Raw genomic sequence first — 19,933 nt, 5'->3', positions numbered from 1 at the left:
ATTAGACCGGGCCCACGGGACCCGGTCCATTGTCGAGCAGTTACGCTCTAGAAAAGCCAATTCTGGTTTAGAAAAACGGCTATTTCATCATGCCTGCGACCGCCTTATCCGTGGCCTTGCCATAAGGAGGTTTAAAGCCGCCAAGCTTTGCGATGTCGATTTTCGGCTGATGATAGACAGCGCGCGCATGGCTGAATTCCTTAAACCCTTCAATCGCGTGATAGCTGCCCATGCCCGATGGCCCTACGCCGCCAAACGGTAGGTCTTCCATTGAGATATGGAAGATCACGTCATTGGTGGTGACACCGCCAGAAATCGTGCGGGTAAGCACGCGCTCTTGTTCGGACTTATCGTCACCGAAATAGTAAAGGCCAAGCGGACGATCATTCTCGTTCACGTAGTCAACCGCTTCATCCACGGCGCGATAGGTCTTCACTGGCAAAACAGGACCAAAGATTTCCTCCTGCATAGCAGCCATTTCATCGTTCACATTCTTGAGAATGGTGAGCGGCATCTTGCGCTGGTTTGCGTTACTGAAGTCCTCGTTCGCCGGATTGACCTCGATCACTTCTGCGCCCTTATCGCGGGCATCTTCGACCATGCCTTGGAGCCGCTCAAAATGGCGGTCAGATACGATCGAGGCGTAATCATCGTTTTGGAGCAGCGTTGGGTACATCGCGCTCGCCCCTTGGACCACGCCTTGCACGGCTTCGTCTTGGGCGTCCTCTGGCACATACATGTAGTCAGGCGCGAGGCAGATTTGGCCTGCATTCATCATCTTGCCTAAGGCAATACGCTCACCCGCTTTGGCAAAATCGGCGCTTTTGCCCATGATAACTGGGGATTTTCCGCCCAGCTCCAACGTGACTGGCACGAGGTTTTTGGAGGCTGCCTCCATCACGCGGCGACCTGTTGGGGTAGAGCCTGTGAAGACAAGGTGATCAAACGGAAGCGCGGAGAATGCTGCTGCCACTTCTGGGCCGCCGGTAATAACGGTCAGCTCGTCTGGCGTGAAATATTCAGCCACAAGCTCGGCCATCAACATGCTGGTGCGTTCGGTAAACTCGCTTGGCTTGATCATGGCGCGGTTGCCAGCTGCAAAAATCTGCATCAACGGCGAGAAAGCCAATTGGACCGGGAAATTCCACGGAGAAAGGATGCCGATAACGCCCTTTGGCTCATAGCGAAGCTCAGCCTTCGCCCCCAAAAGCCCAAGCGGAAACGTCACACCGCGCTTTTCGGTTTTGGCCCATTTGTCCATGTGTTTAAGCGCATGTTTGCCCGACCCCACGGTGGTCGCAATATCGGTCAGCATCGATTGCGTCATCGATCGATTGCCAAAATCCGCCGCCATCGCCTTGCACAGGTTTTCGCCGTGATCTTTCAAAAGAGCCATCGCTCGTTTGATCCGGTCCTTGCGCATCGACATTGATTCCGGCCGTGATGCGGTAAAGGCATCACGTTGTAATTTCAGCGCAGCTTCTTGTTTTTCGCGCAGATCATCGGCCATGGCTACCCTCTCCCAAAGTCATTCTAGTTTTAATTTGCAATGAACTTTGCGCGCAAAACTGCGACTGGGCAAGCCAAAACAATCGTGCACAGATCGTCTGCACATTGCCAACTGACAAGGTGATCCTTAAATCGCGGGACAACAAACCTCTCCCTCCCTTTACCAAGGACACGTTTCATGACCCAGTTCGCATCGACCGATCCGATTGTCGTTCTTTCCTATGCCCGCACCCCTATGGGCGGAATGCAGGGCGCACTATCAGACGTGTCGGCGACCGAATTGGGTGCGACCGCAGTCAAAGCAGCAGTCGAGCGTTCGGGCGTGGACGGGAACAAAATTGACCGCGCATATATGGGCTGCGTCCTTCCAGCGGGTCTTGGACAAGCGCCTGCGCGTCAGGCTGCGCTTAAAGCGGGCCTGCCAAAGTCGGTTCAAGCCACCACAGTCAACAAGGTCTGCGGATCGGGCATGCAAACGGTCATCATGGGCGCCGAGGCATTGGCAAGCGGAACCATTGATTACGTGATTGCGGGCGGGATGGAGAGCATGACCAATGCACCATATCTCCTAAAAAAGCACCGTTCAGGCGCGCGCATTGGCCACGATACGGCCTATGATCACATGTTCCTCGATGGGCTTGAAGATGCCTATGAGGAAGGCCGCGCGATGGGTACTTTTGCGCAGGACACAGCCGACGAATATCAGTTAACCCGCGAAGAGCAGGACGCCTATTCGATTGAATCGCTCAACCGTGCCAACACAGCAATTGAAAGCGGCGCGTTTGCCGGTGAAGTGGTACCGGTGACGTTCAAAACCCGCAAAGGCGAAGTCACCGTCGACACTGACGAACAACCCGGCAAAGGTCGTCCAGACAAGATACCTGCCTTGCGCGCAGCGTTTGCAAAAGATGGTACGATCACGGCTGCAACATCAAGCTCGATCTCAGATGGTGCAGCTGCTGTTGTCCTTACCCGCGAAAGTGTTGCGAAAGAAAATGGCCAAGAAGCAATTGCCAAGATAATTGCAATGGCCGCGCATGCTCGCGAGCCCAAGGACTTTACCGTGGCTCCGGTGGGTGCAATTGAAAAGGTGCTTAAGAACGCTGGCTGGTCAATTGATGACGTTGACCTTTGGGAAGTGAACGAGGCGTTTGCCTGTGTTGCCATGTTCGCGATGCGCGACATTGGCATTGACCACTCCAAGATCAACGTAAACGGCGGCGCAACTGCACTTGGTCACCCAATTGGTGCATCGGGCACTCGCATCGTGGTAACGCTTCTCAATGCGCTAAAGTCACAAGGTAAAAAGCGGGGGGTAGCAAGCCTTTGTATCGGCGGCGGCGAAGCAACCGCTGTAGCGGTAGAACTGGTCTAAACATCTAGGAGGGGTTTTTCTCAAATTGAGGAGCCCCTTCCCTCGCATATCTCGCCCTACGTTTCTCCCGCGCCCCAAATCCGGGTCGCTAGCACCCAACCGCTTTTACCTTCGATATCAATCTCGCAAAAGCTGTCTCGGCAACGCAAAAGCTCACCAACAACGCCCGGCTGCGCCTTCCAAAGCACGGTGGCGGCTCCCGAAGCCTGATCGCGAATATTGGCAACGCCGTCCCCAACAATCATGGCACCCAGCTTTGGGCTGAGCTGGCTTGAAGCGATCCATCCTTGTGCACCGTCCGGATCTTGTACCAAGCGCCAACCTTCACGCAGGCGAACGACCTGAACAGGCATGCCTTTGCGTTTATAGACCCAATCAATCGGAAAATCCTGGCTTGGCCCTTTGCGCATATTGACCTCGTCAAAGCGGAGCGTCGCCCAATAAGGAACCTCGCGATCTTGTGCGTGCACGGCGGTATTGGAAACCATGACCCATAAAGTGAGTGTGGCGGCAATTATGGCGAGAGATCTCAAAGCTTTCATAGCGTCCAAATAGCCAAGCTTATTGCGCAATTTCAAGATGAACGGTCCCTATGATGTAAAGACATGTACCAATCCGGGATTCACCCAATCGTTCAACCCTCACCTTGACGCTGGATAGCTAATACCCCTAGCGATCTGATCACAATGTCTCAGATCAATAGCCCGCCTCAGTTTGGTTCTTCCAAGCCCAAAGTCGTCGTCACCCGTCACCTTGCGCCTAGCGTTGAAGCACGCTTGAGCGAACTCTTTGACGTTTCCCTCAATACCGTTGACGAACCAATGCCGCGCGAAGCTCTTTTGGAAGCGTTGGCAACATGCGACGTCCTGGTTCCAACTGTCACGGACCGGATTGATGCAAAGATGATTGAGAGCGCAGGCGTGAACCTTCGCCTCATCGCCAATTTCGGGGCCGGTACAGAGCATATTGATCTGTCGGCTGCCGCTAACCGCAAGATCATCGTCACCAATACTCCCGGCGTATTCACCGACGACACGGCAGACCTTGCCATGGCTGGGATCATCGGCGTGCCCCGCCGCATTCGCGAAGGGGTCGAGCTTATCCGCTCTGGTGGCTGGACCGGCTGGGCACCGACGGGATTGCTGGGCTGCAAGATTGGCGGCAAGGTTTTAGGCATAATCGGTATGGGCCGCATCGGTCAGGCTGTTGCCCACCGGGCCCGCGCTTTCGGTATGGAAATCGCCTACACAGGGCGGAAACCCTTATCCGAAGCGATGGAATCCATGCTGAGCGCGCGGTTCGTGGAGGATGTCGACCAGCTTATGGCTGAGGCCGATATCCTTACCCTCCATTGCCCCCTAACCGAAGAAACACGCGGACTGATTGATGCCCGGCGCATCGCTCTTTTGAAGCCGGGTTCCAGCATTGTGAACACCGCGCGCGGCGAGATAATCGACCAAGAGGCGCTTATTGGGGCACTCCAATCAGGGCACCTCGCTGGCGCTGGCCTTGATGTGTATCCCGATGAACCCGCCGTCGACCCGCGCCTTGTCGGTCACCCAAACGTGATGACCCTGCCTCATATCGGCAGCGCAACAGTCGAAGGTCGCGAAGCGTCTGGCGAGAAAGTAATCGCCAATATCCAGTTTTGGGTGAATGGGCACAGACCACCCGATCAGGTGTTAACCGCGCTGGTGGGGCACTAGGCGTTCTTAAGCTCGCTCGAAACAATTCGCGTAACGATTGCGGCGGCGCGCTTGCCGCTACCAAACGCCATATGCGGGATGTTCACAAGGTACTCTGCATCGCGCTCAACACCTTCGCCCATTGCACATTCAGGAGCAATAACCCCGTCGGCTTGGGACCAAATTGCAACCGTGTGGACAGGCGGTTTTACACTAGGATCATCTGGCAAGTTGGGTTCACTGACCGTGTGGTCATTCAGCGCGTTATAAATCCGCCAAGCATTATTGGCATGCGGGTCACCTGAAAACGGCGAACCTAGCGTCACAACCATCTTTATCAGATCGGGATGCCGCTGAGCTAGCACGCGGGCATAAATGCCGCCAAGGCTCCACCCAACGATGACCGCTCGTTCTTTATGCCGCTCGTGCATCTCCGCAAGCCGCAGGCGCGCTTTCTCAAGGCGTTGAGGTGTAACTCCGGTCAACAAACCAAAGCCAGAGGGATAGGTGGGAAAACCGCTCGCAGCCAATGTGCGGCGAAGCAGGCTGGTTGTGCCGTCGTTCGCCAATAGCCCCGGGATCACCAGCACTGGCGGCGCATCACCATCGAATTGGACATCAAGTTCAAGCTTTTCTGCGCGCCTGAATTGATTAACTGCGATCACCGGGAATCAGGGAAGTTCTCCAAGCAATAGCCCAAAAGAAGGCGGTTTTGCCTCGCTCACCCAATTTTCAACGAATACAGCTTGTTAAAATCGCCCGGATGATACCCCCCGAACGCCTCGCAAGGTTCAAACCCAAAGCTCTTGTACAAACCCACAGCCGCCTCGAAAATCGGCCCTGAACCGGTTTCAAGTTTAACAGCGGAAAAGTTCAGTTCCCGCGCCCGGTCGATAAGATGCACCAACATGGCCTTACCAGCGCCCTTCCCTCTCGCATCGGGATGAGCTCGCATCGATTTTAACTCACCAAAACCGTCATGATGCTTGAGCGCACCGATTGAGAGAAGCTTTGCTCCGTGCCATGCCGCATAGACCTCAACCTCTGGCACTTTGAGACCAGAAAGATCGAGGAAATGGCACGTACCGGCCGGAGAGCCCTCGTCCATTTCGTGCCCGTGAAGCTCGATCAGGGCAATGACTTCGGGTTCTGAGAGGTCAGTGCGTCTGATCTCCACGATGATTTACCCTTCGAATTTGCTCATCAACACTGAGCCATTGGTCCCGCCAAAGCCGAAACTGTTGGTCATCACCGTATCAAGCCCTGCGTTCTCGACCAAGGTGGTCGCGATTTCCTCAGGCTTTAACGCAGGATCAAGCGTTTCGACATTGATCGATGGAATGATGAAGTCGTTTTGCAGCGCGAGCAGGCAGTACACCGCTTCTTGCGCACCGGTGGCCCCTTGGCTGTGGCCGGTCATCGACTTGGTCGAGCTGACTGGCGGGGTTGAACCCTCTCCAAAGACGCGGCGTACCGCTTCGATTTCGCCAACGTCGCCGACCGGGGTCGAGGTGCCGTGCGCGTTGATATAGCTGACTTTGCGCCCTTCTGGCAGGGTTTTGAGTGCGCCAGCCATAGCCCGTTCGCCGCCCTCACCCGATGGAGCGACCATATCGGCACCATCAGAGGTGGCACAGAATCCGGTGACTTCGGCGTAGATTTTCGCGCCGCGCGCTTGAGCGTGCTCAAGGCTTTCGAGGACAAGCATCGCGCCGCCGCCGCCAATGACAAAGCCATCGCGGTCTGCATCAAAAGCGCGGCTTGCGCGGGTTGGTGTATCGTTATACTTGCTCGACATCGCGCCCATGGCATCAAAAAGGCAAGAGAGCGTCCAATCAAGCTCTTCCCCGCCACCGCCAAACATCACATCTTGTGTGCCAAGCGCAATCTGCTGAGCGGCCATGCCGATGCAGTGAAGCGAAGTTGAGCAAGCCGAAGTGATGGAGAAGTTCATCCCCTTGATTTGATATGCGGTCGCAAGGTTTGCGCTCACGGTCGACGACATCGTTTTGGGTACGGCAAGCGGGCCAATACGCTTTGTCGCGCCGGATTTCAGAACCGTCTGGTGCGCGGTCAGCATCGCCGAAGTCGATGGTCCGCCAGAGCCCGCAATCACCCCGGTCATCGGGTTAATCACGTCTTTTTCTTCAAGCCCCGCATCGGCAATCGCTTGCCCCATCGCAATATAAGCATAGGCGGCACCTGGGCCCATAAAACGAAGGGTACGTTTCTCGACATGCTCTTTAATGTCGAGATCAACCGCGCCCGCAATTTGCGAACGAAAGCCGTGTTCAGCCATATCTTCATTGAACGAAATGCCGGATTTCCCAGCTTTCAATGAGGCCGTGACCTCTTCGGCATTATTTCCGATTGAGGAGACAATCCCCAACCCTGTGATCACTACGCGGCGCATTGTTTCCCCTTAACGTACCAAGCGTTTTGTATGCTTTAGCCCAAATTGCGTTCCAAAGTTAGGCTTCTGAAAGAGCAACCTTCATGTCTTTGACTTGGTAGATAACTTCACCGTCCGCTTCGACAATTCCGTCTGCCACACCCATCGTAAGACGACGTGTCTGCACAGCCTTGGTGAAATTCACATAATATTTGAGCATCTTGCGATCTGGGCGAACCATGCCCGTGAGCTTTACTTCGCCTACACCAAGCGCATAGCCGCGCCCCTTCCATCCGCGCCAACCAAGGTTAAACCCGGTGAGCTGCCAAAGACCATCAAGACCAAGACATCCCGGCATGATAGGGTTTCCTGGAAAATGGCAATCAAAGAACCACAATTCAGGATTGATGTCATACTCAGCAACCACGTGACCTTTGCCGTGTTCACCACCATCGCCTGAAATATCGGTGATCCGGTCCATCATCAACATCGGCGGCGCAGGCAATTGCGCATTGCCGGGACCAAAAAGCTCCCCGCGCGAGCATTTGAGCAAATCTTCTCGATCAAAACTGGTAGGAAAATCTGTCATTACTCAGCGCGGCTCCTAGTCTTTTTTTTACTGTCGTAGAGGCGGCGACTAGCACCGTGCTCAGGTGATGGAAAGACCGTGCAAGGCCCATCGTTGATAAATGGATAGTTGCAGCCAAATTACGAATTTGAACAAACGTTGATCTGGTCCGGTTCGCTCCGGTTCTGACCCCGTTCAAAACGGGTGAAGTAACTACGCAAATCAGGCCGCTCAACAAACTCGACCAACCTGTACCCGATGGCATCCATCTCACAGAACAAAAGCGTAGGTGGGATCCCGCCTGCATTGGTTGGACGATCATACTCCACGATGATGATCTGCCCACCTTGCGCAAGAGCGGGCCACATGCGCCACATAAAGGCATAAGGTTCCGTAACCTCACTATAGACGTGCACTAGAAAAATCCGGTCAAAACTGTCAGTAGGAAGCTGAGGATCATCAACTTCGCCAAGCTTGATGAAAGTATTTTCGAGCCTTTCGCGTTCCACCCGTTGGCCAAGACGAGCGAGCGCTTCGCCATTGATGTCTTGAGCAAGGACGCGCCCACCCTCACCTACCCGTGTCCCAAGACGGACGGTGTAATACCCTTCTCCCGCTCCGATATCGGCGACTGTCATCCCTTCGGAGATATTGGCGAGGTCCATGATCGCCTTCGCCTCACCTCGGGCCTCGCGTGCGTCTTCGTTCGGGAAAGGATCAATCGATCCACTTTCTCCCATTGGCATCGAGCGATCAGGCGCGGGAAATTCAGCGACATTTTCCGGGCGAGCCAATTCTAGAGCGTCACATCCTGTAAGGGGAGCCAACAAGGTAAGGGCTAAACAATGAGGGCGGAAAAACATATCTACCAGCTTCTAGCGTTACAGCGGGCCCTAGGCAAAACCGATTTGCCACAAGGTTACATTTAGGATGCCTAGCCTTGCTGCACGCGAACGGTCAAAGCCGCGTTCAAATAACTTTAGCAGTGCATCCAGCGGGGCTGTTGGTATCTACTCGACATCCTCAACATCCACAGCCTCTCCTGTGACGCGCTGCGCGAGCGCCGCTGAAATATAGCCATCGATCTCGCCATCCAGAACTTTGTCAGGCGATGAGCTGGTAAAGCCGGTGCGTAGGTCCTTCACCATCTGATAGGGCTGCAGCACGTATGATCGGATCTGGTGACCCCAGCCAATCTCGCTTTTTTCCTGATATTCGCCCGACGCCTCTGCCTCGCGGATCGCCATTTCGCGTTCGAACATGCGGGCTTTGAGCATGTTCATCGCTGTGGCGCGGTTCTTGTGCTGCGAACGGTCGTTCTGGCTTGCGACCACAATGCCGGTGGGTTGGTGGGTTATACGAACGGCAGAATCGGTTGTATTTACGTGTTGCCCGCCCGCACCAGAAGCACGGTAAGTGTCAATTTTGAGATCTGCAGGATTAATCTCAATATCAATGTCATCGTCGATTACCGGATAAACCCAAACGCTGGAAAAGCTGGTGTGGCGTTTTGCCGCGCTGTCATAGGGGCTGATCCGGACAAGGCGGTGAACACCGCTTTCGGTCTTGGAATAACCGTATGCGTTCTCACCCTTAATCAGAAGCGTTGCCGATTTAATGCCGGCCTGATCGCCTGCTTGATATTCAACCGTTTCAACCTTGAACCCGCGCCGTTCGGCCCAGCGCGCATACATGCGGAAGAGCATCTCGGCCCAGTCCTGGCTTTCCGTCCCGCCAGCACCCGCATGGATTTCGAGATATGTATCGTTCGCGTCTGCTTCGCCTGACAAAAGCGCTTGCACTTTGTCGGCATCAGCGCGCGCCGCGAGCTTTTCAAGGCTGGCAAGACCATCATTCACGATGCTTTCCTCGCCTTCGGCCTCTCCCATTTCGATGAATTCGACTGCGTCGCCCATTTCAGCGGAGATATGATTGACTGTCTCCACCGCATTTTCGAGCAGCTTTTGTTCGCGGCTGATCTTTTGCGCCTCTTTAGGATTATCCCAAAGCGTCGGATCCTGAACCCGAGCGTTGAGTTCATCCAGACGCCGCAAAGCGGATTCCCAATCAAGCGATTGGCGAACAAGATCAAGCGCTGCTTCGATCCGGTCGATATAGGATTGGGCCTCGGCCCGCATGGGAATTCCTTTGGTTTAAGCTTGCACGAAGCCCGGCAAATGCAGGCCCCGATTAACGCAGGGAATGTGATTGTAAAGCAGGCAGCGTGCCGTACTTCGCAGGTGCGGCCTCGTTCTTAGTAAATCCCGCCCTGTTCTTCCGCAAAGTTCTCAGGCTCACCCTCTGCGCGGCGGGCCTGGCCACCGCCTTCGCGGCCTGCTTGGATCAACGCGAGAATTTCGTCGCGCTTGGCAGCGATTTCATCCTGACGAGTTGAACGCTCTGGTTCTGTATCCGGTTTGAACGCCTCCCAGATGATGTCGGAATTTCCATCTCTCGAAGGCCAGCCTGCCTGAACCCGCTTACCAGTGCGGCGATCCACCCGGACCATGCGAATGCCTTCTGGCGCAACCGGCGGCAAATCGGACCAATGGTCGCGTGAACTTCTGATCAGGTCTTTGATGATCGGCGCAACAATAGTCCCGCCATAGGCATAGCCACCCATATTGCGAGGGTTATCAAAACCCACATATGCACCTGCAACAATACGCTGTGTGCCGCCAACAAACCACACGTCTTTTGGTCCGGTTGTGGTGCCCGTCTTACCAAACAATGGCAGGCCAAGGTCATTAAGCACCGTCGCAGTGCCTCTGGTCACAACCCCTTCCAGCATATGCATAATCTGGAAAGCGGTACGACCATCCATCGCCTGCCTCCCTTTGATACCGAAACGCGGCATGGACGAGCCATCGTAAGAGGCCATGTTACAGCCATTGCACGGCCGGTTGTCCGCGCGCCAGATGACTTTGCCCATGCGGTCTTGGACGTAATCAATCACTGTTGGACTGTTCAACCTACCGTGGTTCGCAAGCGCTCCATAGGCTGCAACAATGCGCGAAACCGATGTCTCTTCAGAACCTAAAGACGTTGCGGCATAAGGGTCTGCATCATCACTAATATTGAGAGCTTTGATCGTATCGACGACATTCGACATGCCCGCCTGCATTCCGATCTGCACTGTCATAATGTTCTGTGATTGCTCAAGCCCATAGCGCATCGGAAATTGTCCTGCACGCCCGCCGCGAATGCATTTTTCGCCCAATTGGCGGCCCTGATAATAACAATAGCGCGTGTTATCGATCTCGGTCGATGGGGTCATGCCATTGTCGAGGCCTGTCGCATAAACGAAAGGTTTGATGGTGGAGCCGGGCTGACGCATCGCCTGTGTTGCACGGTTGAAGTCTGAAAGACGGTGATCAAACCCGCCCTGCATGGCGAGCACCCGCCCGCTTTGCGCATTTTGGACTACCATTCCGCCTTCTGCAGCTGGCGGCGTTTCCACTCTAAACCCATTCCCGCTAGGGCTAACTGTGATGACGTCGCCCGCTTTCAATGCATTTGGCAAATTGGTGAGCGGCGCTTCATCGCCATTGGAAAAGCCAATTGTAGCGGATGAGCCCGTGCGCGTTGTCACCACGCCTACACGCCAGTCCTCATAGCTGACCGACAAAAACGAGCTGGCTAGCTGCCTTGCCCAATTGCCTTCGCTCATATCGATCGTCGCAATCGGTCGGGACCACGCCCGCCGCCCATGATAACGCATTAGCCCCCGACGAAGGCTTTCGCGCGCAGCATTCTGCATTTCAACATCAAGTGACGTTCGAACCCAAAGACCGCCTGCGTAAACACTGTTTTCGCCATCTTCGGCGGTCTCGCCAAAGTCAGAGATCAACTGGCGGCGCACTTCTTCGAGGAAGTATCCAGCGTCCGCGCTACGTCGACTGCGTTGTCGAGCGAGGCCCAGTGGCTTAGCCGCTGCGGCGCTGCGTTCTGCGTTTGTGATAAAACCGTTGTCTTCCATTTGAGCCAGCACAAAGTCGCGCCGGTTCATAGCGGCTTCTTCTTGACCCGAACGACCATAGCGCTCCGGTGCCTTGGGCAGGATCGCCAAGAATGCCACCTCGTGCAATTCAAGATCGCCTACATCTTTGTCGAAATAGGCCCGGGCCGCGGCTTGCACACCAAACGAACGCCGTCCCAAAGGTATCTCATTGAGGTAAAGCTCAAGGATCTCTTCTTTCTCAAGCACGCCCTCGATGCGGCTTGCAAGGATCATCTCTTTCAGCTTTCGCGTAACGGAATATTCGTCACCCAAAAGCAGGATTTTCGCAAGCTGCTGCGTGATGGTTGAACCGCCCACTGCACGCTCACCCGAACCGTATTTAGTGGCATAATCGAACACCGCATTGGCTGTGCCCGTCACATCCACACCGCCGTGGGTGAAAAAGGTTTTGTCTTCGGCCGAAATATAAGCCTGAACCAAGCGATCAGGGAAATCGGCAAATTGCAGTTGAACCCGGCGTTCACGGGCATAAGAATGGACAATCTCGCCATCCGCCCCGCGAACAACAGTAGGAAGCGGGGTTTGATATTCCACAAGGCTTTCCGCTTCCGGCAAATCGCTTGCCAGAAAAAACCACACGGCAAGCCATAGTACTATCAACCAAGCCAGCGCAAACGCGATAAGTTTAAACAAAAGGCTGGCACGCCATTTTTCGCCAAACCACGCCGTTGCACCGCCCAGATCGCGGGTCACGCGATAGCGGAAATAGGCCGGGAAAGAGAGTTCGCTCGGGTCGAGTGTTGGGGTATCGCTGGACATTATTTTATCGATTTACTTGGGTTCGCGGACAAATACTAGCATCAAGAGACTTAGTTTCCGGCTAAGTGTTGGGCGAAGGGGAACTATCGCTCCGACCGCCGCGCGAGATAGACCCTAATCGCCCTCTCCAATGTATCGACATAGGCGCTCCGCCCTTCTTCGCTCATCAAGCGGGCGAGATCATTTTCATTGGTCACAAAACCACTTTCAAATAGGACACCGGGAACATCAGGTGCGCGCAGAACCGCCAGCTCTGCGGAGCGTTTCGCGAACGGATGGAAGGCAATCTTGCCGTCGCCTTCGCGCAAGATGAGCGCGGCAAGCTCGCTTGCGTCTTCTTGGGTGCGTTGCTGCGACAATTCCACAAGGATGTCACTCACTTGTGAATTGTCCGTTTCGACGCTGATCCCGTTTAGGCTGTCTGCTGCGTTCTCACGTTCTGCAAAACGTGCCGCCGCTTCGCTCGATGCTTCATTGGAAAGCGTATAAACCGTGGCTCCTGACACCTCTGACCGGTCGCCTGCGGAATCGATATGGATCGACACGAACAAATTCGCCCCCAATTGCCGTGCGATTTCCGGGCGATAGGCAAGCGGGATAATACGGTCATCGTCGCGTGTCATCGCGATACGCACACCGCCGCCTTCTAACAAACGGTCGCGCAATTCTAATGCAAGAGCGAGAACCAAGTCTTTCTCGTAAACTTCATCCCCATTGGGAAGCCGCTGAACCTTGCCCGGATCGCGTCCGCCATGGCCTGCGTCAATGACGACAAGAGGTCGGGCCGTGTCATCCGGCCCTTGAATATCAGGTAGCTCAAGTGGAGGGGCCTCAGAGGCGATCACAATCCGCATCACATATTCGCGCCCCCATTCGGGAACAGGTATTGTCATGCCCAATGCAGTCGCCCCCCCCAGCAAAAGCGCAGGAAGAGCAAGGATCAGGAAAAGGAGCGTGCGTACACTCATAGTGCTCAACGGATTAGAATGTTGCGCACCAATAGCGCAATAGTGTTGCGGCTAACTACCCACGGTGCTAGTTGTTGCTAGGAAAGCGGAAAGGATACCACCTCTAGGGTGCTTTCGAATTTCCGCCTTATTCACAAGGTCCCCGAGCGCGAAACACATTGCGCCCCCGGCCACACACAGGTTGATGCAGTGACGAGACGCTTCTCCTCGCAAGAATTTTCCCGGCGCTTTGCCGCAGGAGAAATTGCGAGTCGCAAGCCGGTAGATACCCGAAACTCGTTCACAGCAGACACGTTCATGACATCTTTCTCTCTAACAAGAGAAGACGTTGTTTCTAACACCAGCGCACACAGTAAACATCTGAGACACTGCGCTGTTTACCCACACAATTTACGTCCCACCCCCTCCCGGCGGCTAAGCATATTTGCTGGTCGAGCGGAACGAGCGCGGGGCGTTTGGAGAATATTTAATGGCAACGCGCATGCTAATCGATGCGCGCCACTCGGAAGAGACCCGGGTGGCGGTGCTCAAAGGCAACCGAATTGAGGAATTCGATTTCGAATCTGCTGAACACAAGCAGATAAAAGGCAACATATATTTGGCCAAAGTCACGCGGGTTGAACCCTCGTTGCAGGCCGCATTTGTGGACTTTGGCGGTAATCGTCACGGTTTCCTTGCCTTTAATGAAATTCACCCTGATTATTACCAAATCCCGCAAGACGACCGCGAAGCGCTTCTTGCTGAAGAAGCCGAGGCCGCCGAAGAAGAAGCGCGCCTTCGTGCCGAGGAAGAGGAAGAGGGCGTCACTCCCGGCGAAGAATATGACGCCGAGGATGAAAGCGCTGAAGCTTTCGCAGAAGATCTCGCCGAAGATGGTCTGGAAGAAATCGACACCAGCGAAAAAGAAAAAGTCGCCACAATCGAAGACGGTACGTCTGACGACGACGGCGAAGATGATGACGATGCTGATGATGACGAAGCCGAAGAGGCTGCTTCTGAAGAAGAAGGCGAAGACAAAAAACCGCGCCGTGGTCGCCGCGGCCGTGGTCGCAGGCGCCAAGGTAAGGGCAACAATAAGGGCGGCCGAAGCCGCGCTAAGCAGGTCGATGAAGTGCGCGCCAAACGCATGGCCCTTCGCCGCCGCTATAAAATCCAGGACGTAATCCAACGCCGCCAAATTTTGGTAGTGCAAGTGGTCAAAGAAGAGCGCGGCAACAAGGGCGCTGCCCTCACCACCTATCTTAGCCTTGCTGGCCGTTACACGGTGCTGATGCCTAACAGCAGCCACGGCGGTGGTATCAGCCGCAAGATCAATTCTTCCAGTGACCGCAAGCGTTTGAAAGAGGTCGTGAGCGGTCTCGATCTGCCAAAGACCATGGGCTTGATTGTTCGCACTGCCGGACTTTCACGCACAAAGACCGAGATTAAGCGCGACTTCGATTATCTTGCCCGTTTGTGGAACGGCATTCGCGATAACGTAAGAAGTTCTACTGCACCGTCCCTGATCCACTCAGACAGCGACCTTATCAAACGCGCGATCCGCGACATCTATAACCGCGAGATAGAAGAGGTCGTGGTCGAAGGTGAGGACGGTTATAAATCGGCCAAGGCCTTCATGAAAATGTTGATGCCCAGCCATGCGCGCCGGGTAAAAGCCTATTCCGATCCTGTACCTTTGTTCCAACGTTATGGAGCTGAAGATCAGCTTCGAGCGATGTATGATCCGATGGTCCAGCTCAAATCGGGCGGTTATCTGATCATCAACCCAACTGAGGCGTTGGTGTCTATCGACATTAACTCAGGCCGCTCCACCAAAGAGCACGGCATTGAACAGACAGCGCTCCACACCAACCTTGAAGCAGCTCGTGAGATTGCACGCCAATTGCGTCTGCGCGATATGGCAGGTCTGGTCGTAATCGACTTCATCGACATGGAGTACAACTCCAACGTTCGTAAGGTCGAAAAGGCGATGAAAGAGGCCTTGAAGAACGACCGTGCGCGTATTCAAGTGGGCCGTATTTCGGGTTTTGGCCTGATGGAAATGAGCCGCCAACGGCTGCGCACCGGCGTGCTGGAGGCGACCACTCGCGAATGTCCACACTGTGATGGCACAGGACTTGTACGCACCGCATCATCCGCCGGCCTGTCCGCACTTCGCCTGATCGAAGACGAAGCCGCCAAAGGCAAAGGCACCGTGATCAAGCTTGCGGCAAGCACCGAAGCTGCGATCTATATGCTCAACGAAAAACGCGGCGAACTGGTCGAGATTGAAAAGCGTTACGGTGTCACCATCGAAGTCTCCCCTGAAGGTGAAGATGAAGGTGCGAAGATGAGCGTGGCCAGCTCTGGTCCACGTCCGTCTCAGGCACCGAAGTTTGAGCCTATCGTCGATGATGAAGAAGATGACGATCTGCCTGTCGATGAAGATTTCGATGAGGAAGACGACGATCAACCACGCAAGAAAAAGCGTCGCCGGCGCCGCGGTGGCCGGGGTCGCAACAAAAAACGCCATGATGAAAATGGCGATGAAGGCGATGAAGGTTCCGAAGAATCATCTGAAGATGACTCGAATGAAGAAGGTTCCTCTGACGAAAATGCCGATGGCGAAGACAAGCCGAAGCGGCGCCGCCGCCGTGGTGGCCGTGGTCGCCGACGCAAGCAGGATGGCGAAGGCGAGAGCGCTCCAGAAGAAACACCTGCTAACGACGCAGGTGAGGCTGACAGCGAAGCTGTAGTTCAGGCCGAAGAGGTTCCAAAGGCTAAGGTTGAAGAGCCTGCGCCCGACGAGGCGCCTGCGGAAGACGCCAAGCCTGAGAAGCCTAAACGCAAGCGCGCTCCCCGTAAGAAGAAGGCAGAAGTCGAAGCAGAAGCTAAAACCGAAGCATCTGAGAGCGACAAAGCCGAGGCAAAAGAGCCCGAGGCAGCGGAAGAAGAACCTAAGCCCGAGAAGCCTAAACGTAAGCGCGCGCCTCGCAAGAAGAAGGTGGAGCCTGAAGCCGAAGCGCAAACCGCTGAGGTGGAGGCCAAACCCGCAAAGGCCAAGAAAGCGGCTAAGGCTCCCGCTAAAGCCACAAAGGCAACTGAAGAGATCGCATCAGACGATGCAGGAAACAGTGATGTGGATGATGGCGCACCGAAGAAACGCGGTTGGTGGCAGCGTACTTTTGGTGAGTAACTGACATAAAGAGCGCGCTTGTTCGGGAAGTTGTTTCTTTTTGAACAGGCGCGTTCTTTTCAACTTACGCCTTGTTCGCTGCACCCCATTCATTCCACATGGCGAATTTCGGCGTCTTGGGCATGTAGCCTTTGCCCAAAAGGTGGACATTGAAGCCCGCCTTTTCAAAGGCTGCTGCAATTGGGCGCGTCAAGTGACAACCGCCCGCCAACCGCTTCCAAACAGGTTCAATTCGGTCCTGCCATTTCGCAACATTGGTATCGGGCGCCCGGCCATGTTCAAGGAATAACGCAGTGCCGCCGGGGCGAAGAATGCGCTGCATTTCGGATAAAACACTTTGCGGTTCTTGAACCGAGCAAAGCGTAAATGTGCAAACGACGGTATCAAATGACTGGCTGGCGAAGGGGATATCTTCGCCCACACCTTGCCGCATATCGACCTCCCAGCCCTTGGCAGCCGCGGCCTCACGAGCGGTATCGAGCATTCCTTCGTGCGGGTCGATCCCTGCATAGCTCCTTATCGCTTTCGCGTCATAAAACTGCTGATTAATCCCGCAGCCACAGCCAAGCTCGAACACGTCTCCAGATGCGAGCGGAACCACGTTCGCGCGGCGTTTCAGCACCTGACCCGTTCCGCACGCGCATCCGATCAATTTCGGCATAATGTGCGCATCATACCAATCGCCAACTCCCGGCATCTCGCTCTCCCCTGCTCTTAATCTGACAAGCTCTTAGAAAATTGCGCTTTTGCCAAGCGAAAACCTGTCTTTGTCTTGAGGCCTGACAGGTCGCTGGGCGTGGCGATAATTCCTGCATTGGAAATCACGGCCATATTGAGGGATAAACAAATGAGTTCTCGCCAATGGGATGCTTGGAAAGGCACCAACCTCTGGCAGCTACATAACCCATTCATTTTAAATGCTATTTATCCCCATGCCTTCTGGAAGGAACTAAGGCCAGGGTCAATTTTCCCCAACAAATTGACCACTGATCGCTGCCGAACCCAATACTCGCAACACCCGCTCTCTTGCCACTCACAGCGAAGGCGTTAGATAGGGGGGCACGCAAATAGGGATAAGCGATCATGGCGACTTTCACGCTACCGAAAAACTCGAAGATCAAAGGCAAAGGCCTGGTACACAAGGCGTCCGGCGGTTCTCGGGTAAAGTCATTCAAGATCTATCGCTATGATCCCGATACAGGCGAAAATCCGCGCTATGACAAGTTCGAGATTGACCTTGCGGACTGCGGTCCAATGGTTTTGGACGCGCTGTTCAAGATCAAGAATGAAGTTGATCCAACCCTGACATTTCGTCGTTCCTGCCGCGAAGGGATTTGCGGTTCCTGCTCGATGAATTTGAACGGCAAGAACGGTCTTGCCTGCACCACAGCGATTGAGGATCTGAAGGGCGAAATTCGCATTACGCCTCTACCGCATATGGACGTGATCAAGGACCTCGTGCCTGACTTCACTCACTTCTATGCGCAATATGCATCGATCAAACCGTGGCTGCAAACCGTCAGCACGACGCCGTCAAGTAAAGAACGCCTACAGAGCCCGCAAGAACGCGAGAAGCTTGACGGACTATACGAATGCATCTTGTGCGCATGCTGCTCAACCTCTTGCCCGTCCTATTGGTGGAACTCAGACAAATTCCTCGGCCCTGCGATCCTGCTTCAGGCCTATCGCTGGCTTGCCGATAGCCGTGATGAGATGACCGGTGAGCGTTTGAACGAACTAGAAGATCCTTTCCGTCTCTATCGCTGTCACACAATCATGAATTGCGCGAATGTGTGTCCGAAAGGTTTGTCGCCTGCAAAAGCCATTGCGGAGACCAAGAAAATGATGGCCGAACGCGCTATCTAAGCTTGGCGGCGATGTCTCTGCGCGAAGAGTATTTCGAGGACGGCCCCTGCCCTCACAACCCAGGTTGGCGGCAATGGAACATTCGGGACAAGACCATTTTTAATGGCACGGTGATGGGGCATCTTATCACTCGCGTGGATGAAGACGGCAAAGCTCGCCTTCGTATGTTTCCAGAGCGTAAGCATCAGAATTTGCAGGGGATGATCCACGGCGCGATCACGCTTTCCTTGATCGACATTTCGATGTTCACGGCCATGCATTTGATCGGCGGAGGAAACGCAGGTCCTTCTGTCACCCTCGAATTGTCGACCCAGTTTGTAGGAGGCGGAGACCCCGCTCACCCACTTGATGCTGTCAACGAAATCGTGCGCGAAACCGGCAAACTCATGTTCATCCGCGGTCAGGTCGTCCAAGGCGACAATGTCGTCGCATCTCATTCCGGTATCGTGCGTAAGTTTTCGAGCACAAAAACTAACACAACCGCATGACGGGCACCCTCGCCCGGTATGAACAGCTGATCGCCAGCGGCGAGTTGCAGGCGGACCCCGATCAAAGAAGGGCTGCGGCAAGGCTGGACGCATTGCAAAAAGAGCTTGAGGCGGAGCGCCCAGGCGGGCTTTTGACACAGCTCTTCTCTCGCAAAACCGTGCGCGCAGAAGGTGTATATATGTGGGGCGGCGTCGGGCGCGGAAAGTCCATGCTGATGGACCTGTTTCACGAGAGCCTTGGCATTAAGGAAAAGCGACGCGTTCACTTCCATGCATTCATGCAAGAAGTCCATGAGGCCATGCGAGAGGCGCGCAAGACCCATGAAGGTGACCCCATTCCTCCCGCCGCGATGAAGCTCTCGGAAGGCGTGCGCGTATTAGCCTTTGACGAAATGGTGGTGACCAACTCAGCTGACGCCATGATTATGAGCCGGCTATTCACACAGCTTATTTTGGAGCGTGATGTGACAATCGTGACCACATCCAATCGCCCTCCTCAAGACCTTTATAAGGACGGTCTCAACCGCGAACATTTCTTACCCTTTATCGATTTGATCCACGCCGAACTTGATGTGGTTAGTCTAAATGGCCCAACCGATTACAGGCTCGATCGCATTGGCGATTTGAAAAGCTGGTATTCGCCGCTCGGAGATCCCGCGACTAACAAGGTACGCGAGGTGTTCTTCAGACTCACCGACTTTAACCCTGAGGACGCCGCGAATGTACCGAGTAGCGAATTGGCGGTTGGCGCGAAACGCACAATGCATGTTCCCAAAGCGCTCAAAGGTGTGGCCGTATTCAGCTTTAAGCGCCTATGCGTCGAAGCAAGGGGGGCCCCCGATTATCTCGCAATCGCGCGGGCCTATCACACCGTGATTATCGTGGGAATTCCTGAACTTGGTCCGGAAAAACGCAATGAAGCGGCGCGTTTCGTGACTTTGATTGACGCTCTTTACGAACACCGTGTGAAGCTGTTTGCAACCGCGGCAAATGAGCCTGAAACGCTCTATCCCTCAGGCGATGGAAGCTTCGAATTTGAACGCACCGTCAGCCGCTTGAATGAGATGCAAAGCGACGAATACATGGCGCTTGGCCATGGTGCACATTCCAGCGTTCTGTTGGGTTAG

Annotated in this window: 17 protein-coding genes; 6 read left to right on the top strand and 11 right to left on the bottom strand. The window is 54.6% G+C overall.

Features of this window, described 5'->3' with window-relative positions:
* Window positions 1-79: 79 nt before the first annotated feature.
* Window positions 80-1,510 carry a coniferyl aldehyde dehydrogenase gene (locus tag ABJ205_RS14860; protein ID WP_348156863.1) on the bottom strand — a complete coding sequence of 477 codons (1,431 nt, stop codon included), beginning with the start codon at window positions 1,508-1,510 and terminating at the stop codon, window positions 80-82.
* Window positions 1,511-1,687: 177 nt separating this feature from the next.
* On the opposite strand from ABJ205_RS14860, the gene ABJ205_RS14855 reads away from it, so the two are divergent.
* The gene (locus ABJ205_RS14855) at window positions 1,688-2,884 is read left to right on the top strand and encodes an acetyl-CoA C-acyltransferase (protein ID WP_348156861.1); all 1,197 of its coding nucleotides are present in this window, start codon (window positions 1,688-1,690) and stop codon (window positions 2,882-2,884) included.
* Between the two features lie 56 nt (window positions 2,885-2,940).
* Here the strand turns inward: ABJ205_RS14855 and ABJ205_RS14850 are convergent, their stop codons facing one another.
* Window positions 2,941-3,462 carry an SH3 domain-containing protein gene (locus ABJ205_RS14850; RefSeq protein ID WP_348156858.1) on the bottom strand — a complete coding sequence of 174 codons (522 nt, stop codon included), beginning with the start codon at window positions 3,460-3,462 and terminating at the stop codon, window positions 2,941-2,943.
* A gap of 108 nt (window positions 3,463-3,570) precedes the next feature.
* Here ABJ205_RS14850 and ABJ205_RS14845 point away from each other — a divergent pair, with 108 nt between their 5' ends.
* Window positions 3,571-4,590, top strand: a complete 1,020-nt coding sequence (locus ABJ205_RS14845) for a D-glycerate dehydrogenase (RefSeq protein ID WP_348156856.1) — start codon at window positions 3,571-3,573, stop codon at window positions 4,588-4,590.
* On the opposite strand, the gene ABJ205_RS14840 is transcribed toward ABJ205_RS14845, so the two are convergent.
* From ABJ205_RS14840 to ABJ205_RS14805, 8 genes are all read right to left on the bottom strand, one after another.
* A complete protein-coding gene (locus tag ABJ205_RS14840) occupies window positions 4,587-5,234 on the bottom strand; it encodes an alpha/beta hydrolase (RefSeq protein ID WP_348156854.1) in 648 nt (215 codons plus the stop codon). The genes ABJ205_RS14845 and ABJ205_RS14840 overlap by 4 nt on opposite strands.
* A 56-nt stretch (window positions 5,235-5,290) precedes the next feature.
* A complete protein-coding gene (locus tag ABJ205_RS14835) occupies window positions 5,291-5,746 on the bottom strand; it encodes a GNAT family N-acetyltransferase (protein ID WP_348156851.1) in 456 nt (151 codons plus the stop codon).
* Between the two features lie 6 nt (window positions 5,747-5,752).
* Window positions 5,753-6,982: a beta-ketoacyl synthase N-terminal-like domain-containing protein gene (locus tag ABJ205_RS14830; RefSeq protein ID WP_348156849.1), complete on the bottom strand. Its 1,230-nt coding sequence runs from the start codon at window positions 6,980-6,982 to the stop codon at window positions 5,753-5,755.
* Between the two features lie 58 nt (window positions 6,983-7,040).
* Complete coding sequence (gene fabA / locus ABJ205_RS14825) at window positions 7,041-7,550, bottom strand: bifunctional 3-hydroxydecanoyl-ACP dehydratase/trans-2-decenoyl-ACP isomerase (RefSeq protein WP_348156846.1); 510 nt, start codon at window positions 7,548-7,550, stop codon at window positions 7,041-7,043.
* Between the two features lie 119 nt (window positions 7,551-7,669).
* A complete protein-coding gene (locus ABJ205_RS14820; protein ID WP_348156843.1) occupies window positions 7,670-8,323 on the bottom strand; it encodes a class I SAM-dependent methyltransferase in 654 nt (217 codons plus the stop codon).
* A 216-nt stretch (window positions 8,324-8,539) separates the two neighbouring features.
* Window positions 8,540-9,667, bottom strand: coding sequence for a peptide chain release factor 2 (prfB, locus tag ABJ205_RS14815; protein WP_348156842.1), 1,128 nt, complete (start codon window positions 9,665-9,667; stop codon window positions 8,540-8,542).
* Window positions 9,668-9,783: 116 nt separating this feature from the next.
* Entirely contained in the window at window positions 9,784-12,309 is a 2,526-nt protein-coding gene (locus ABJ205_RS14810; protein WP_348156839.1) for a transglycosylase domain-containing protein, read from the bottom strand.
* Between the two features lie 83 nt (window positions 12,310-12,392).
* The gene (locus ABJ205_RS14805; RefSeq protein ID WP_348156836.1) at window positions 12,393-13,277 is read right to left on the bottom strand and encodes an N-acetylmuramoyl-L-alanine amidase; all 885 of its coding nucleotides are present in this window, start codon (window positions 13,275-13,277) and stop codon (window positions 12,393-12,395) included.
* 469 nt (window positions 13,278-13,746) lie between these two features.
* On the opposite strand from ABJ205_RS14805, the gene ABJ205_RS14800 reads away from it, so the two are divergent.
* Window positions 13,747-16,452 carry an Rne/Rng family ribonuclease gene (locus ABJ205_RS14800; protein WP_348156833.1) on the top strand — a complete coding sequence of 902 codons (2,706 nt, stop codon included), beginning with the start codon at window positions 13,747-13,749 and terminating at the stop codon, window positions 16,450-16,452.
* 64 nt (window positions 16,453-16,516) lie between these two features.
* Here the strand turns inward: ABJ205_RS14800 and ABJ205_RS14795 are convergent, their stop codons facing one another.
* On the bottom strand, window positions 16,517-17,149 hold the full coding sequence (locus ABJ205_RS14795) for a class I SAM-dependent methyltransferase (RefSeq protein WP_348156830.1): 633 nt from the start codon (window positions 17,147-17,149) through the stop codon (window positions 16,517-16,519).
* Window positions 17,150-17,535: 386 nt separating this feature from the next.
* On the opposite strand from ABJ205_RS14795, the gene ABJ205_RS14790 reads away from it, so the two are divergent.
* Genes ABJ205_RS14790 through zapE form a run of 3 tightly spaced genes read left to right on the top strand, consistent with a single transcriptional unit; the run spans window position 17,536 to window position 19,933 of the window.
* The gene (locus ABJ205_RS14790; protein ID WP_348156827.1) at window positions 17,536-18,318 is read left to right on the top strand and encodes a succinate dehydrogenase iron-sulfur subunit; all 783 of its coding nucleotides are present in this window, start codon (window positions 17,536-17,538) and stop codon (window positions 18,316-18,318) included.
* Between the two features lie 11 nt (window positions 18,319-18,329).
* A complete protein-coding gene (locus tag ABJ205_RS14785) occupies window positions 18,330-18,806 on the top strand; it encodes a PaaI family thioesterase (RefSeq protein ID WP_348156824.1) in 477 nt (158 codons plus the stop codon).
* Complete coding sequence (zapE, locus tag ABJ205_RS14780; protein WP_348156822.1) at window positions 18,803-19,933, top strand: cell division protein ZapE; 1,131 nt, start codon at window positions 18,803-18,805, stop codon at window positions 19,931-19,933. Before ABJ205_RS14785 ends, zapE begins: the two co-directional genes overlap by 4 nt.

The sequence above is a fragment of the Erythrobacter sp. genome (genome assembly GCF_039988855.1).
Classification (GTDB): Bacteria; Pseudomonadota; Alphaproteobacteria; order Sphingomonadales; family Sphingomonadaceae; genus Erythrobacter.
The sequence above is the reverse complement of the archived record's forward strand: the minus strand, read 5'-3'. Positions and strand labels throughout refer to the sequence as shown.